The sequence below is a fragment of the Nesterenkonia lutea genome (genome assembly GCF_014873955.1).
In the GTDB taxonomy this organism is placed as follows: domain Bacteria; phylum Actinomycetota; class Actinomycetes; order Actinomycetales; family Micrococcaceae; genus Nesterenkonia; species Nesterenkonia lutea.
In genome coordinates this window covers 1,440,377-1,452,618 of the sequence record NZ_JADBED010000001.1, presented here as the reverse complement: position 1 = coordinate 1,452,618, position 12,242 = coordinate 1,440,377, and the positions used below count along the sequence as shown (strand labels likewise).

Annotated in this window: 11 protein-coding genes; 8 read left to right on the top strand and 3 right to left on the bottom strand. The window is 69.0% G+C overall.

What is annotated here, in order from left to right:
• The first annotated feature begins 110 nt into the window (after nucleotides 1–110).
• From murA to H4W27_RS06585, 4 genes are all read left to right on the top strand, one after another.
• On the top strand, nucleotides 111–1,433 hold the full coding sequence (murA, locus tag H4W27_RS06600) for a UDP-N-acetylglucosamine 1-carboxyvinyltransferase (RefSeq protein ID WP_192596474.1): 1,323 nt from the start codon (nucleotides 111–113) through the stop codon (nucleotides 1,431–1,433).
• A gap of 147 nt (nucleotides 1,434–1,580) precedes the next feature.
• On the top strand, nucleotides 1,581–2,369 hold the full coding sequence (locus H4W27_RS06595; RefSeq protein ID WP_318782204.1) for a lysophospholipid acyltransferase family protein: 789 nt from the start codon (nucleotides 1,581–1,583) through the stop codon (nucleotides 2,367–2,369).
• Nucleotides 2,366–3,385: an NAD(P)H-dependent glycerol-3-phosphate dehydrogenase gene (locus tag H4W27_RS06590; RefSeq protein WP_192595227.1), complete on the top strand. Its 1,020-nt coding sequence runs from the start codon at nucleotides 2,366–2,368 to the stop codon at nucleotides 3,383–3,385. The genes H4W27_RS06595 and H4W27_RS06590 overlap by 4 nt, the downstream gene beginning before the upstream one ends.
• 4 nt (nucleotides 3,386–3,389) lie before the next feature.
• On the top strand, nucleotides 3,390–4,538 hold the full coding sequence (locus H4W27_RS06585; protein ID WP_192595226.1) for a D-alanine--D-alanine ligase family protein: 1,149 nt from the start codon (nucleotides 3,390–3,392) through the stop codon (nucleotides 4,536–4,538).
• On the opposite strand, the gene H4W27_RS06580 is transcribed toward H4W27_RS06585, so the two are convergent.
• A complete protein-coding gene (locus tag H4W27_RS06580; protein WP_192595225.1) occupies nucleotides 4,503–5,069 on the bottom strand; it encodes a DUF3515 domain-containing protein in 567 nt (188 codons plus the stop codon). The two genes, H4W27_RS06585 and H4W27_RS06580, sit on opposite strands and share 36 nt — an antisense overlap.
• Before the next feature lie 51 nt (nucleotides 5,070–5,120).
• Here H4W27_RS06580 and H4W27_RS06575 point away from each other — a divergent pair, with 51 nt between their 5' ends.
• Genes H4W27_RS06575 through rsmD form a run of 4 tightly spaced genes read left to right on the top strand, consistent with a single transcriptional unit; the run spans nucleotide 5,121 to nucleotide 10,017 of the window.
• Nucleotides 5,121–6,149: an LCP family protein gene (locus H4W27_RS06575; protein WP_192595224.1), complete on the top strand. Its 1,029-nt coding sequence runs from the start codon at nucleotides 5,121–5,123 to the stop codon at nucleotides 6,147–6,149.
• 60 nt (nucleotides 6,150–6,209) lie between these two features.
• Nucleotides 6,210–7,190: a DAK2 domain-containing protein gene (locus H4W27_RS13580; protein WP_225939029.1), complete on the top strand. Its 981-nt coding sequence runs from the start codon at nucleotides 6,210–6,212 to the stop codon at nucleotides 7,188–7,190.
• A 7-nt stretch (nucleotides 7,191–7,197) separates the two neighbouring features.
• The gene (locus H4W27_RS06570; RefSeq protein ID WP_318782202.1) at nucleotides 7,198–9,393 is read left to right on the top strand and encodes an ATP-dependent DNA helicase RecG; all 2,196 of its coding nucleotides are present in this window, start codon (nucleotides 7,198–7,200) and stop codon (nucleotides 9,391–9,393) included.
• Nucleotides 9,394–9,441: 48 nt separating this feature from the next.
• Nucleotides 9,442–10,017, top strand: a complete 576-nt coding sequence (gene rsmD / locus H4W27_RS06565) for a 16S rRNA (guanine(966)-N(2))-methyltransferase RsmD (protein WP_192595222.1) — start codon at nucleotides 9,442–9,444, stop codon at nucleotides 10,015–10,017.
• Here the strand turns inward: rsmD and H4W27_RS06560 are convergent.
• Both H4W27_RS06560 and H4W27_RS06555 read right to left on the bottom strand, forming a co-directional pair.
• Complete coding sequence (locus H4W27_RS06560) at nucleotides 9,947–10,885, bottom strand: spermidine synthase (RefSeq protein ID WP_192595221.1); 939 nt, start codon at nucleotides 10,883–10,885, stop codon at nucleotides 9,947–9,949. The two genes, rsmD and H4W27_RS06560, sit on opposite strands and share 71 nt — an antisense overlap.
• Nucleotides 10,882–12,213, bottom strand: a complete 1,332-nt coding sequence (locus H4W27_RS06555) for an aminotransferase class I/II-fold pyridoxal phosphate-dependent enzyme (protein ID WP_225939028.1) — start codon at nucleotides 12,211–12,213, stop codon at nucleotides 10,882–10,884. Before H4W27_RS06555 ends, H4W27_RS06560 begins: the two co-directional genes overlap by 4 nt.
• Nucleotides 12,214–12,242: the final 29 nt, after the last annotated feature.

The following is a 12,242-nucleotide window of genomic DNA, read 5'->3' as shown; positions in this document are numbered from 1 at the left end:
TGACCCAATCGTTGCCTCAGCCAGGGGCGGAACTGGGAAGGGATCCCAGCAGGGTTGGTTACAGTGGCATGGCTACATTCCGCGTTGTCGAAGAAGGGACATCCAGTCCAATGGCCAAGCTGCTCACCGTCCAGGGTGGAAAGCCACTAGAAGGATCCGTCCATGTCAGGGGTGCCAAGAACCTGGTGCCCAAGGCCATGGTCGCCGCCCTGCTGGGCAGCGAGCCCTCCCAGCTGCGCAATGTCCCAGAGATCAAAGACGTCGAGATCGTCACCAACCTGCTCCAGATCCACGGCGTCAAGGTCGACGCCGACCCGGTGACCGGAGACCTCACGCTGGACCCCCGGGATACGTACAGCGCCGCGCATTCTGAGATCGACGCCTACGCGGGCGACTCCCGCATCCCGATCCTCCTCTGCGGACCGCTGATGCACCAGAACGGCGAGGCCTTCATCCCGGACCTGGGCGGCTGCCGGATCGGTGACCGCCCGATCAACTATCACCTCGAGGTGCTGCGCAACTTCGGCGCCGTCGTGGACAAGACCCCCACCGGCATCCACATCTCCGCCCCGCGCGGACTCAAGGGTGCCAAGCTCACGCTGCCCTTCCCCTCCGTGGGCGCCACCGAGCAGGTGCTGCTCACCGCGGTGCTCGCCGAGGGCATCACGGAGCTGGACAACGCCGCGGTGGAGCCCGAGATCCATGACCTGATCGCGATACTGCAGCAGATGGGCGCCATCATCACGGTCTACACCGACCGGGTGATCCGCATCGAAGGCGTGGAGCGCCTCTCCGGCTATAAGCACCGCGCCATCGCTGACCGCAACGAGTCGGCCTCCTGGGCCTCTGCGGCACTGGTCACCCAGGGCGACATCTACGTCAAGGGCGCCGCACAGCGCGACCTCACCGCCTTCTTGAACACCTACCGCAAGATCGGTGGGGAGTTCTCCGTGGACGACGAGGGCATCCGCTTCTGGCATGCCGGGCATGCGCTGAAGCCGCTGGTCCTGGAGACCGATGTGCACCCCGGCTTCATGACCGACTGGCAGCAGCCGCTCGTCGTCGCGCTGACCCAGGCACACGGCGTGTCCATCGTTCATGAGACCGTCTATGAGAACCGCTTCGGCTTCACCGAGGCGCTGGAGCGCATGGGAGCCTCCATCCAGCTGCATCGGGAATGCCTGGGCTCGAGTCCCTGCCGCTTCGGCCAGCGCAACTTCCTGCACTCGGCAGTCATCTCCGGACCCGTGGAGCTCACCGGCGCCGAGATCAACGTCCCGGACCTGCGCGGCGGCTTCTCCCACCTGATCGCGGCACTGGCGGCCAAGGGAACCTCCACCGTGACCGGCATCGAGGTCATCAACCGAGGCTACGAGCACTTCATGGACAAGCTCATCGGACTGGGTGCGGATGTCGAGATGTCCGAACGCTGATCCTGGCCGGTAGGCTTGATCTCTGTGACCCAGAACAGCAGCGACCCAGCACCCGTTGAGGGCCGACGCCGGTCAGCGCGCCGGGATCGGCGGCGCACCAGATCGCGCACGAGGTCGGCGCGCACGAGGTCGACGCGCGCGGACCAGGTGGACTACACAGTCGGGCGCGGCACCCGGATCGGCTTCGAGGCCGCCGCAGCCCTGGTGACCCCGGGGCTGAACCTGCTGCTGGGCCGCAGCTGGGAGAACCTCGACGCGCTGCCCCAGGGCGGATTCATCGTGGTGGCCAACCACGTCAGCGAGGTGGATCCGCTGACCCTGGCACATGCGGTCTACCGCAGCGGGCACACCTTCCACTTCATGACCAAGGACTCGCTGTTCCGGATCCCCGTGCTGGGCAGGGTGTTCAGCGGGCTGAAGCAGATCCCGGTGAGCCGAGACAGCCGCACGGATGCGCGACGCTCCCTGGACGCGGCGCGCGACGTGCTCGCCGCGGGCGGGGCCATCATGATCTACCCCGAGGGCACCCTCACCCGTGATCCCGAGGGCTGGCCGATGCGCGCCAAGACCGGCGCGGCCCGGCTGGCGCTGAGCACCGGCGCCCCGCTGATCCCGATCACCCACTGGGGCGTCCAGGAGTTCTTCGGGACCTACGCCAAGCTGCCCAAGGTCCTTCCGCGCAAGCGCTACCGGCTCGCCGTGGGGGAGGAGATCGACCTGAGCGACCTCCGCGCCGCACCGCTGACCCGCGCAGTGCTCGGCGAGGCCACCGAACGCATCGAGGCCGCCCTCACCGAGGGAGTCTCCGCACTGCGCGGGGAAGCTCCCCCCGAGCTGATCTGGGACCGCAGCCTGCGCCAGCGCGTCCCGCGCACACAGCCCCGCAACGGCGGACGAGGCTCCGCCCCGGAGCGCCCGCGGGAAGGTTCGCCGTGACCACGATCGCCGTGCTCGGAGCCGGCAGCTGGGGCACCACCTTCGCGAAGGTCCTCGCCGACGCCGCCGTGCTCGGCGGCCACGAGACCACGGTGCGCCTGTGGGCACGCCGGGCCGAAGCGGCCGCCGAGATCAACGAGTCCCATACCAACACCACCTATCTGGGGGAGACCGCCCTCCCCGAGATCATCACCGCCACCAGCGATCTCGCCGAGGCTGTCCAGGGTGCCGAGGTCATCGTGCTCGCCGTGCCGGCCCAGTCCCTCCGCTCGCACCTGAGCGTGGTCCGCGAGAATCTCCACGACTCCGCCGTGCTGGTCTCGCTGATCAAGGGCCTGGAGCGCGGCACGGACCTGCGCATGTCCGAGGTCATCGAAGAGGAGCTGGGAGTCGGCCCCGACCGGACCGTCGTGATCTCGGGTCCCAATCTCGCGATGGAGATCGCCCGCGAGGAGCCCACCGCCTCAGTGGTGGCCTGCGCCGATGAGCTCGTCGCCGAACATGTGGCCGCGCTGTGCAACAACCAGTACTTCCGCCCCTACACCAACACCGACGTCACCGGGGTCGAGATCGCCGGAATCGTCAAGAACGTCATCGCGCTGGCCGTGGGCATCTGCGACGGGCAGAAGCTGGGGGACAACTCCAAGGCTTCAGTCATCACCCGCGGGCTCGCCGAGACCACTCGGCTGGCCACGGTCCTCGGCGGCCAGCTGGAGACCTTCTCCGGCCTCGCCGGCCTGGGCGACCTCGTCGCGACCTGCGCCTCTCCGCTCTCCCGCAACCGCACCGCAGGCCGCCTCCTCGGGGAGGGCCTCACCGCAGAGCAGGCGACCGAGCGGCTCTCGCAGACCGCAGAGGGGATGAAGTCGGGCTCCGCCGTCGTGGAGCTCGCCCGCCAGCACCAGATCGAGATGCCGATCTGTGAAGCCGTGGTGGCGGTTCTGGAGGACAAGCTGCCGGTCGACCGGCTCGCCTCCCTGCTCCTGGCCCGAGACCTCAAAGCCGAAGGAAAGTAGATTCATGGCAGACACCGCCCCGGGCCTGAAGCCGCGGGTCCTCGTGCTCTTCGGAGGACAGTCCTCCGAGCATTCGGTCAGCTGCGTCACCGCGGCCGGAGTGCTCAACGCGATCGACACCGAGGCTTTCGACGTGGTCGCCGTGGGGATCACCGCCACCGGACAGTGGACGCGCCCCGTGACCGACCCGCGCACCCACGCCTTCGGCGGGGATGAACTTCCCCGCGTCCTGCCCACCGACTCCACGGTCCAGCTGCATTCAGGGGCCGCCGGCTCCTCCGAGCGCAGCGCAGAGCTGATGGAGGTTCACCCCGACGGATCCTCCACGGCCATGGGCCAGGTCGACGTCGTCTTTCCGCTGCTCCACGGTCCCTTCGGCGAGGACGGCACGCTCCAGGGCCTGCTCGAGCTCGCCGGTCTGCCCTATGTCGGGGCGGGCGTGCTCAGCTCAGCCATGGCCATGGACAAGCACCATATGAAGATCGCCTTCGCCGCGGCGGGCCTGCACGTCGGCCCCTGGGTGACCATCACCGACCGACAGTGGACCCAGGACCCCACTGCCGCGCTCGAGAGGGTCCGCGAGCTGAAGCTGCCGGTGTTCGTCAAGCCCTCCCGCGCAGGCTCCTCCATGGGCATCACTCGGGTGGAGGATCTCGACCGGCTCGCCGACGCCATCGCGGAGGCCCGCAAGCACGATCCCAAGGTGATCGTGGAAGAGGGGATCGAAGGCCGCGAGATCGAATGCGGTGTGCTCGGCTCCCCTTCCGGCGCTGAAGCCCGCGCCTCGCTGCTGGGCGAGATCGTCGTCCATGACGGTTCCCAGAAACATCAGTTCTATGACTTCAACGCCAAGTACACCGACTCCGCCGCGGCGGACCTCTCCTGTCCGGCGCAGCTGCCTGATGAGGTCAGCGCGGAGATCCGGCGGCAGGCGGTGCTCGCCTTCGAGGCGCTCGACGCCGAGGGGATCTCTCGGGCCGACTTCTTCTACACCACCGACGGCGAAGTGGTCATCAACGAGGTGAACACCATGCCCGGGTTCACCCCGATCAGCATGTACCCCCAGATGTGGAAGGCCACCGGGATCGACTATCCGGAGCTCATCACCGAGCTGATCTCACTGGCGCTCCAGCGTCCCGCCGGACTGCGCTGAGCCCTCCGCGACGTCCTGGGCGTCCTCGGTCTCTTCGATGTCCTGCTCGGTGGTCGTGCAGGACCGGGTCTGCTCGACCCGCTGCACCGCCGTGGACATGGACAGCATCGCCGTGGAGGAGGCCACCTGGTCCAGGTTCAGCAGCACCTCCACGGCGGGATCCCGTCCATAGCTGACCAGCCTCCAGGTCTGGTCGTCCTCTTCCACTGCGAGCCAGTCCACGCCCTCGGCGCCGACACAGTGCTCGGTGCTCGGCCCCGGCGGCTCGACGCCGCAGCGCACCACCACCTGACTGGGGTCCCCCCAGACGGCGGTGCCCTGGGAGGTCGTGGGGCGCAGCTCATGGTCACCGATGACCTCGGGCACCGCGAGCATGACGTCAGCACACTCGGGGTTCGCCGCATCGGGGGCCGCCTCCACCGTGGCGGTGCTCGCGCAGCCGCTGAGCAGCAGCCCCGCGGCGAGGAGCGCGGCCGGACCGGCGACGACGCCACGGCCGTGCACACGGCGATATCCAGGGTTGAACGGCATATGACATATTCTGTACGAAGTCCATAGCATTTGCCCATTTCAGGAGCACAGATGACCTACCAGGTCGGGTACGACGAGCCGAAGCCCACCAAGCGCAAGGGTCGTCGAGCCGCGCTGATCATCGTCAGCGTGATCGCCGTCCTCGTGGTCGGGGCGCTGGTGGCGGCCATGATGTACCTGAACTCGCTGAGCAGCGCCTACGAGGAGAACGCCCAGGTCTTCGAGGAGAGCTTCCCCGAGGAGGAGGGGCGACCGGTGAAGGCCGAGGATGACGAGTCCATCAACATCCTGCTCCTGGGCTCCGACGCGAACGGCGGATCCGGGGAATCGGAGAACCTTCCTGACGTCCCGCAGGGCGGGCGCTCCGACACGATGATGTTCGTGCACATCCCCGAGGACCGCGACAGCGTGCAGATCATGTCGATCCCGCGCGACCTCTGGGTCGAGGTTCCGGGTCAGGGACAGCACAAGATCAATGCCGCGCTGAGCCTGGGCGGGCTTCCGCTGACCATCAGCACCATCGAATCACTCTTCGATGCGCGCATCGATCATGTGGCCGCGGTGGACATGCTCGGCTTCACCGGCCTGGTCGACGCCCTGGGCGGAGTCACCGTGAACTCGAGCTACGAGGAGTCCTTCACCACCGGGGAGGGATTCACGTTCCAGCCCGGTGAGCAGACCATGAACTCGGAAGAGGCCCTCTCCTTCGTCCGGCACCGGAAGAGCTTCCCCGACGGGGACCTCCAGCGCGTGAAGAACCAGCAGGCCTTCATCCGCGCGGTGATCGACGAGACCCTGACCCCTGGAAACCTGAGCAACCCAGGTCGCGTCCAGGACATGGTGGAGACCTTCTCCCCGCACCTGATCGTCGACGACACCCTCGACTCCTCCACAGTGGCCTCCCTGGGCTGGAACATGCGCGGCGCCGCCAACAGCGTGGACATGTTCACCGTCCCGACAGACGGCAACGGCTACTCCGCCGACGGCCAGTGGATCTTCTACCAGGACGAGGCCGCCATGGCGGAGATCTCCTCCGCGATCGACGACAGCACCCTGGACGACTATGCCGCCAGCAGATGAGCCGGTTCGAGCGAGCCTGAGCTCGCGGCCACCGAACCACCACCGAGAGGGGCGCCGACGATGAGGGGAAAGGTCAAGGGTGCCGCCGCTGTGCACCGCTGGTTCATCCTCGCCGAGGCGGCCCTCGAACAGAACGTGGGAAACCTCAACCGACTCAACGTGTTTCCCATCCCTGACTCGGACACCGGGGAGAACATGCTCGGCACCATCAGGGCATGCCGCAGCAGCGTTGAGCACTCGCAGAGCCAGGATCTCGGCGAGCTCTTCGCCGCCGCCGGATCTCGGGCCATGTCGGAGGCCTACGGCAATTCCGGGACCCTGCTGGCAGTGCTGATCTCAGGTCTCGCCGAGCCGCTCCACGGGCAGGAGCGACTGACCATCACGGGACTCAGCAGCGCCCTGGAGCGGGCACGGGTCCGCTCCTGGTCCGCGCTGACCGATCCCGTGGCCGGCACCATGCTCTCCGTGCTCGACGCGGTCCATGACGAAGTGCGCCGCAGGGCGGCCGAGGCGGAGGAGCCGGAGAGCCGAGCGGCTCTGGAGGCCGTCATGCCAGCCGTGATCGCCCGCGCCTTCGCCGCGGTGGAGGCCACCCGGGAACAGCTGCCGGTGCTCCAGCGCGCCGGAGTCGTGGACTCGGGCGGGGCGGGGCTGCTCGTGGTGCTGATCGCGCTGCACGCCACGATCACCGGCCAGGACATGGACTTCGACTCGCTGCGGCACCTGCCCGGCTGGAGTCAGGGGCAGGACTCTGCGCCCACACAGGACTCTGCGCCCACACAGGACGATGCCGGAGGCGTCGAGGTCATGTGCACGGTCAGGCTCGATCCGCTCGGGGCCGCCTCGCTCCGGCATGAGCTCAACACGCTCGGCGACTCGGTCATCGTGACCCCGATCGATCCTGCCGCCGCCGAGGATGGCAGCTACCGGTGGCGCATCCACGTCCACACCCGCGAGGAGCCGCGCACCGCCGAGACCGTGCACGCGGCGGGGACGGTGGAGTCCTACACCGCCACACCGCTGCACCGCGCCCAGGAGTGACCGGCACGTGAAGGTGCTGCCCACCACGCAGCTTCACCGGGTCCTCGGTGAAGAGTCGGCCAAGGTCCTGGAACAGGGCCTCGGCATCACCACGGCGGCGCAGCTGCTGCAGCACTACCCGCGACGCTGGATAGAGTTCGGGCACCTCTCCTCCTTCCGCGACCTCCCCGAGGCCGGGGAGCACGTGAGCCTCATCGCTGAGGTCACCGGGGTCTCTGTGCGCAGGATGCAGAACCGGCGTGGGTCCCTGGCTGAGGTGTGGGTGGCCGACGACGAGGGCAACAGTCTCAAGATGGCCTTCTTCAACGGCTGGTCCGTGGGCAGGACGCTGACCCAGGGCGTGCGGGCGATCTTCCACGGCAAGGTCGGGAGCTACCGAGACCGTCCCACTCTGACCAATCCCGACTTCACGGTCCTGCTGGAGGCGGACCCGGGGGAAGCTGACGGTCCGGCCTCGGCAGACGGGTCCGTGGCGGGTCCGGTGCTGAGCAGAGGTCGCACTCCGGTGCCGCTCTATCCCGCCACCTCGAGCATCAGCAGCTTCCGGATCCTCGACTGCATCGAGATCCTCCTGGACATGATCGACTTCGCGGACTGGCCCGAGCCGATCCCGCCAGAAGTCCGCGAGACAGAGGACCTCCCCACGCTCCGCGAGGCCTACCGGCTCATCCACCGGCCCGACATCCTGGCAGACCCGGAGCGCGGCCTGCGCCGCATGCGGTTCCATGAGGCCTTTCTGCTGCAGGGACTGCTGCACCTGCGTCGGGTCCAGGACCAGGATCGCGCGGCCCGTGCCCGCCCCCGGGTCTCCGGGGGTCTGCTCGACCGCTTCGACGCGGAGCTTCCCTTCACGCTCACCGAGGGACAGCTGCGCTGCGGTGAGCTCATCGCGACCGAGCTCGAGCGGCAGCGCCCGATGAACCGGCTGCTCCAGGGAGAGGTGGGCTCGGGCAAGACGCTGGTCGCCCTGCGCGCCATCCTGCAGGTGCTGGAGAGCGGTGCCCAGGCCGCGCTGATCGCCCCCACCGAAGTCCTGGCCGCCCAGCACGAACGGTCGCTGCGCCGCATGCTGGGCGGGCTCGCCGAGGAGCTCGGGCTGACCCTGCTCACCGGCTCGCTGAGCACATCCCAGCGCCGCAGAGCCTTGCTGGACATCGCCTCCGGAACCGCATGCCTGATCGTGGGCACCCACGCCGTGCTCGGCGAGCAGGTGCACTTCGTGGACCTCGGGCTCGCCGTGGTGGACGAGCAGCACCGGTTCGGCGTGGAGCAGCGTGATGCGCTGCGCCACCGCTATGAGATCACTCCGCACATGCTGGTCATGTCTGCGACCCCCATTCCACGCTCGGTGGCGATGACGGTCTTCGGCGACCTCGAGCTGGCCACGCTCGAGGGTCTGCCCGGCGGCCGCCAGCCGATCGCCACTCATGTGGTGCGCACCGTCCAGGGTCCGCGCATGATCGGCCGTGTCTGGGAGCGCATCGCGGAGGAGGTCGCCGCGGGACACCAGGTCTACGTGGTGTGTCCCAAGATCGACGAGGCCGATCGCCGCGAGGACCCCGCCACGGGGGTCCATACGGACCAGGACGCCTCGGTGGAGCTGATCTCCCAGCGTCTGGCCGAGCACCCGCTGCTGGGGGAGACCCGTCGGGCCCAGGTGCACGGGCGCATGGACGCGGGCGCCAAGGAGGAGGTGATGACCGCCTTTGAACGCGGGGAGATCGACGTGCTGATCTGCACCACCGTGATCGAGGTCGGGGTGGACGTCCACAACGCCACCGTCATGGCGATCCTGGACGCCGATGCCTTCGGCGTCTCCACTCTGCATCAGCTGCGCGGCCGCGTCGGGCGCGGGGGCGCGCACGGGCTCTGCCTGCTCGTGACCAGGCTCCCCGATGAGCACCCTTCGCTGGAGCGCCTGGACCAGGTGGCCGAGCACTCCGACGGCATGACCCTGGCCCGCCTGGATCTCGAACGGCGTCGCGAGGGCGACGTCCTGGGCGCGGCGCAGGCAGGAAAGGCCTCCACCTTGAAGCTGCTGCGCACCATCAGGGATGAGAAGATCATCGTCCGTGCCGCACAGCTGCTGGCGGAGCTCAGCGAAGCAGATCCGACCTGGGATTCCCATCCCGGGCTGCGCGAGGCAGTGGGGCAGTACCGTGACCTGCACGAGGGTGCAGACGAGTTCATCCAGCGCGGCTGAGCTCCCCGCACCGTGGGGTGAACAGAGCAGCGCAGACAGGAGAAGGCCATGGCCCGCATCATCGCCGGCACACACAAGGGGCGTCGCCTCGCCTCCGTCCCGACCGACGCCACCCGGCCCACCAGCGATCGGGTCAAGGAGTCCCTGTTCTCCCGGCTCGAGGGCTACGGAGCGCTGGCCGACGCCGTCGTCGTCGATCTCTATGCCGGTTCAGGAGCGCTGGGCTTCGAGTCGCTCAGTCGCGGCGCCGGGAGTCTGGAGGCAGTGGACAAGGCAGAGGCGGCGGTGAAGACGCTGCGCCGCAATGCCGAGCCCTTCGTCCAGGCCGGCGCGAAGGTCTCCGTCCACAAGGCGGATGCGCTGAAGCACCTCTCCGGCAGGTCGGGACCTGCCATCGAGCTGCTCTTCCTCGACCCGCCCTATGGACTCGGGGACGCCGAGCTGCTGAAGGTCCTGCGCGCCGCGGTCGGCCAGCTTCACGAGGCCGCGACCGTGGTCCTCGAACGGGACCGGCGCAGCGGGCGCCCCACCATGCCGGAGGGCCTGGAGATCTTCAGCGAGAAGTCCTATGGGAGCACCCAGGTGTGGCTGGCCGAGCCCAGTCCCGCAGCTCCTGCCCGCTGAGCACGTCACCGGGATGGGGCCCTGAGGCCCAGATCGCGTTGAGCTCGGTCTGTGCCAGCGGCGCTGACCTGCGGGCGGCGAAACACAGGTTCCCCTCGGCGCGGGCCTCGAGCACATCGTTCGGGGCGCTGAGCAGCGCCGCGGAGGCATCCGGAGGCTCGGCTCCCGTGTCCCGCGGGACAGGCCGCAGCCCGTCCGCCGCCTCGAGCAGGGAGGCGACCTGTGCCCGGGCGAAATCCATCGGCGGCTCGTCCCCGAGGTTCATCAGCAGCAGCCCGCCCGCGTTGACCTGTTCGAAGACCAGAGAGTGAAACTGCGGGCTCACCAGCTGCTCGGGCGCCGATGCGCTGTTGAACAGATCCACGACGACGACGTCGAAGCGCTGCCCGTGCAGGGCCCCTCCCGGAGCGATCACCGCGGCGGCATCGGCCACCAGGCTGCGCGGCTGCTCGCGCATGGGCAGATGCTCCAGCACGAACTCCACCAGCTCGGGCTCGATGTCCACCACCGTCTGCTCGGTCTCAGGCCAGTGGTGCTCCACCCAGCGCGGCAGCGTCAGGGCACCGGCCCCCAGGTGCAGCAGCTGCGCGCCGCCGCTCAGGCGCTCGCGGGCGCAGGTCTGCAGCACTGCCCCCATCCTGATCAGGTAGTCATGCAGCAGGAACTCGGGCTCGCCCATCTCCACATGAGACTGCTCGTGCCCCCCGATGCTCAGCACCACCCCGTCCTCGGTGAGGTCATCGGCGTGCAGCTCTGCCGTGCTGCCGGAGAAGGAGAGCCGTCGGCTGCGGGGAAGTCCCAGCTGTTCCCGACCCGGCCTCCTCGGCCGCTGGCCGAGCGGCCCGTGCGCCCCGCGGTCCGGTGTCATGGCCTCCCCACGGCCAGGCTCGGCTCAAGGCTCGGCGGATGCCCCGACAGGGCCGCCGGCAGGCGCTCGCGCATCCGACGCAGTCCCTCGGCGATGGTGGCGTGGTCCTTGCAGAAGGCGAAGCGCACGAGCCGCTGGAGCTCATCGGTCGGCTCCGCGCGGTGCTGGATGGTCAGAGCGGAGACGGGGATCGCCGCGACCCCCACCTCCTCGGCCAGGATCGCGCAGAAGTCCACCGCGGAGAGCGAGGTGATCCCGGAGACGTCGCCCAGCACGAAGTAGCCCGCCTCGGCGGCGTTGGGGGCCAGGCCGAGCTCCGTGAGCCCCGTGCTCAGCAGGTCGCGGCCCACCTCCAGCTCGGTGGTGTTCGCGGCGAAGAATCCGCGATCGTCGTCCAGGCCCTGCGCCACCGCCCACTGGAACGCCGGTCCCGAGGAGAAGCTCAGGAACTGCTTGACCCCACGGACCTGGCTGATCAGCTCCGCGCTTCCGGTCACCCACCCCACCTTCCAGCCCGTCACCGAGAAGGACTTGCCGGCCGAACCCACGGCGACGGCAACATCCTGCGCGCCGGGCACCGTGAGGATGCTGCGATGGGGCAGCGCCGCGTCGGAGAGGACCAGACGCTCATAGACCTCGTCACACATGATGCGCAGATCGTGCTTCCGCGCCAGCTCCACGATCCGCCGCAGCTCTTCGGCGCTGAAGACCGTTCCGGTGGGATTGTGCGGAGTGTTCACCAGGATCATGGAGGTGCGCTCGGTGATCGCCGCCTCCAGGGCATCCACATCCGGACGGAATGCAGGCCCGCGCAGCGGGACGCCCACCATCCGGGCTCCGGCCAGGGCCACGCAGGCGCCGTAGGAGTCGTAGTGCGGCTCGAAGGTCAGCACCTCGCTGCCCGGGCGGGCGAAGGCGAGGATCGTCGCGGAGATCCCTTCGGTCGCGCCGGTGGTCACCATGACCTGGTTCTCGGGGTCCAGGGTCACGCCCTGACGGCGCTGCTGCGCCGAGCTGACCGCCGCGCGGAGCTCCGGAAGCCCCATGCCGGGGGCGTACTGGTTCCGTGGCCCGCTGCCGGGGTCGGTGATGGCCCGGGCGGCGAGCTCGAGCAGCCAGTCCGGGCCCTCTGTGTCGGGAAAGCCCTGCCCGAGGTTGATCGCCCCGTGGGCGATCGCGGCCGCCGTCGTGCGCTCATAGATCGTCGGCACCACGCGCGGTGCCGCCAGGGAGGACGCCGGGTCCAGGGTGTTCGCGCCGGCCGCGGTGCGGGCCCAGGGCTGGTCGAGTGCGAGCGGGTCGGGGCGTCTGGAGGGATGAGAGGACATGCACACCATGGTAGATCGAGCACCGCGGG

Coding starts and splice junctions, on each gene's coding strand:
- rsmD (WP_192595222.1), top strand. CDS start 9,442: ATGGCCCGCATCATCGCCGGCACACACAAGGGGCGTCGCCTCGCCTCC.
- H4W27_RS06580 (WP_192595225.1), bottom strand. CDS start 5,069: ATGCCGTTCAACCCTGGATATCGCCGTGTGCACGGCCGTGGCGTCGTC.
- H4W27_RS06555 (WP_225939028.1), bottom strand. CDS start 12,213: ATGTCCTCTCATCCCTCCAGACGCCCCGACCCGCTCGCACTCGACCAG.
- H4W27_RS06560 (WP_192595221.1), bottom strand. CDS start 10,885: ATGACACCGGACCGCGGGGCGCACGGGCCGCTCGGCCAGCGGCCGAGG.
- H4W27_RS13580 (WP_225939029.1), top strand. CDS start 6,210: ATGAGGGGAAAGGTCAAGGGTGCCGCCGCTGTGCACCGCTGGTTCATC.
- H4W27_RS06575 (WP_192595224.1), top strand. CDS start 5,121: ATGACCTACCAGGTCGGGTACGACGAGCCGAAGCCCACCAAGCGCAAG.
- H4W27_RS06585 (WP_192595226.1), top strand. CDS start 3,390: ATGGCAGACACCGCCCCGGGCCTGAAGCCGCGGGTCCTCGTGCTCTTC.
- murA (WP_192596474.1), top strand. CDS start 111: ATGGCCAAGCTGCTCACCGTCCAGGGTGGAAAGCCACTAGAAGGATCC.